The sequence below is a fragment of the Streptomyces bohaiensis genome (assembly GCF_012033785.1).
In the GTDB taxonomy this organism is placed as follows: Bacteria; Actinomycetota; Actinomycetes; order Streptomycetales; family Streptomycetaceae; genus Streptomyces; species Streptomyces bohaiensis.
The window spans coordinates 1-2813 of record NZ_JAAVJC010000426.1 but is presented as its reverse complement, the minus strand read 5'-3'; the positions used below and the strand labels follow the sequence as shown (position 1 = coordinate 2813).

At 77.1% G+C, this 2813-nt stretch carries 2 protein-coding genes; both read right to left on the bottom strand.

Annotation, left to right across the window (positions count from 1 at the left end; genetic code table 11):
- Positions 1-42: 42 nt before the first annotated feature.
- The gene (locus tag HCN52_RS23555; protein ID WP_245175397.1) at positions 43-957 is read right to left on the bottom strand and encodes an HAD family hydrolase; all 915 of its coding nucleotides are present in this window, start codon (positions 955-957) and stop codon (positions 43-45) included.
- On the bottom strand, positions 954-2675 hold the full coding sequence (locus HCN52_RS23550; protein ID WP_446696977.1) for a cysteine protease StiP domain-containing protein: 1722 nt from the start codon (positions 2673-2675) through the stop codon (positions 954-956). The genes HCN52_RS23555 and HCN52_RS23550 overlap by 4 nt, the downstream gene beginning before the upstream one ends.
- Positions 2676-2813: the final 138 nt, after the last annotated feature.

Below are 2813 nucleotides of genomic sequence, written 5' to 3'. Positions count from 1 at the left end.
CCGCTCGTCGACGCGCTGCCCCGCCCCGGCCGGGGCGGCGCGTCAGCGGGGCCCGGCGCCGTGGTGGTCGCGGATGTCGGCGAGCGCGGCGGTGAGGATCTCCTCGCCGGCCCGGACGCCGCGGGTGGTGAGCGCGGTGACGTGGGGCGCCTGCCAGCCGGTGTCGGCGAGTTCCCCGTGGCCGGGCCGCCACCCGCGGTCGGCGAACGCCAGCAGATCGGCGTCGAGCAGGGAATCCCCCGCGGCGAGGACCCGCGCCGCGCCGGTGCGGCGGACCACCTCGGCGAGCGCCGCGCTCTTGGTGAGCGGGCGGGGGACGGCGTAGACCTTCCGCCCCTGCACGGAGACGGTCCAGCCGCGCTCCCCCGCCCAGCCCGCGAGGTCCTCCGCCCAGGCGGCGGGGAACCGGTCGCGGTCGACCACCAGGTAGCAGAACAGGTCCTCGGCGACGCGTTCCTTCCGGAGCCACGCGGCGTCGGCGGTGGCACGCAGCCGCTCCCGGACCTCGGCGAGCGGCGCGCAGTCCGAGGCGAGGCGGTCGGCGACCTTCGCGTCCCACTGGGCATCGGGCTCCCCGTGCACGAGGAGCCGTCCGCCGTTGGCGCAGACGGCCAGTTCCGGCGCGGGGCCGGGCAGCCGCATGCGGCGGTACTGCTCGGGCGTACGGGTGGTGACGGGGACGAACCGGGCCTCGTCCGGCGGAAGAACGGCGAGGTCGGCGAGGGTCACCGCGGCGGTCTCGGTGAGGTAGGAGAGCGGAGCGGAGCGGTACACCTCGACGGAGAGCAGCCGGGGCGCCTCGGCGTCCGGGCCGGTCAGGTGGAGCGCGGCCGCCGAGTAGACGAGGGTGCGGTCGAGGTCGCTGGCGAACAGCACGGGCCCGCGGCGGTCGGTCGACGTCGGCGGGGTGGTCCGGGGCGGGGTGGTCCGGGGCGGGGTGGTCCGGGGCGTGGTCATGCGGTGGTCCGTCCGTCGGTGCCGGTCGCGCCCCTGGTGAAGCGCGGGTGGATCAGGCCGACGCAGCGGTAGGGCAGGTCGTCGGTCCACTCCACGGGAACCTCGCGGGTCCGGGCGAGGTGCAGGATGTGCGCGATGTCGTCCCCCGCGTCGCGGCGGGCGACGATGCGCCACGGCACACGGCGCAGCAGCACCCGGGTCGTCTCGCCCACCCCCGGCTTGACCAGGTTGACGTCGTGGATGCCGTACTCCTCGCTGAGTCGCTCCACGGCGGCGAGCCCCGCGCGGTGGGGCTCGCGGTCGGTGCTCGCGGCCATGGGGCCGGGCCGCACGGTGGCGAACCGCTGTTCGACGGTGTCGAGGAAGCGCCCGGAGACGTCCGCGTCGGCGAGTTCGCGGTAGAACTTCGCGCCGTGGAACTGGTCGGGCCCCACGAGGTCGTCGCGCAGCACGGTGCGCGAGACCAGGCCGGAGACGGTGGAGTTGAGGCAGGCGGAGGGGATCAGGAAGTCCTCGCGCGTGCCGAACGTCCGCACGCAGCCGCCCGGGTCGGCGAGGACCACCAGGGAGGGGTCGAAGCCGGGGAAGGCGGCCAGTGCGGCGGCGAGTTCCCCGGTGATGGCGCCCTTCCCGGTCCAGCCGTCGACGAAGACCACGTCGGCCGGGTCGTGGTCGGTGGCCAGTCGCCGCAGGGCCGTGGTGTCGATCCCGCGGCCGCGGACGATCGAGAGGGTGTAGTGCGGCAGCTCCAGGCCGTGCGCGTGGGCGGCCCAGCGGCGCATCAGCACGCCGACGGGGGTGCCGGCCCGGGCGAGGGAGACCAGCACCGGGGTGGTGCCGGCGCCGGGGCGGGTGCGCTCGGCGAGCACGGTGTCGGTGACGGTGGCGACCGCCTGGGCGAGCCGGTCGGCGCTGGCGGCCAGCGCCGCATCGAACAGCCGCTGGTACTCCGCGCCCGGCTGGTACTCGACGGGCAGCGACTCGGCGTAGTGCGCGCCGCCCTGCTGGATGGCCTCCTCCCGCTCCTCCGTGGGGGCCTCCAGCGCCACATCGGAGAGGTCCTGGAGGAGCCAGCCCACCTCGTCGGGGCGGTAGGAGGAGAAGCCGGGGCCCCGCAGCGGCGCGGGGAGCGGGGTGCGGGAGGGCAGCACGACCAGGCGGAGCACGGGCGTGTGGCGGGAGAGCAGGTCGAGCAGACCGCCGGGGGCGTGGAGCGCGGGGGTGTCGCCGGTGGCGTCGGTGACCAGGACGATCGCGTCCCAGTCGCCGCCGGCCACGTTGTGCACGTGGCGGACGCCGGGGTCCGCCGTGTCCGGCCCGTCGGCGGGCAGGTCGTGGGCGGGGAAGGTGAGGCGGCTGCGGATGGCGTACCCCGGGTCGTCGACCGGCAGCACCGGGGACCGCGTGGTGGAGGAGAAGCGGACCCCGGGCTCCCGGGACGCCGCGCCGGTGTCCGGGTCGGCGTGCGCGCCGGCGTCCCGGAGGGTGCCCGCGCCGGTGTCCGGGCCGGCAGCGGCGGCGGCGCGCAGCGCGGCCTCGAGCGCACCGGCCAGCCGCAGCGGGGCGTACATGAGTTCCTCGGTGCCCAGGAACAGCACCCGGCGTGCCTCCGGCGGCAGGGCGGCGGCGAGCCGTGCGCCGAGGACGGGCAGCGCCGCCTCCAGGCGGGCGCGGTGCGCCGGGGTGAACCCGTGCCGCCCGCCGTCGGGCAGCCCCACGGGCCACCCCGGGTCGACACGGCGGACCTCGGCCCGCCACGGGCTACGGCTACCTGGAGGCGGTGGTCGAGGCGGAGGCGCGCTGCGGGCGCCGGCTGCTCGCCATGCCGGTACTGGAGTCACCGGAGCTGATGCACC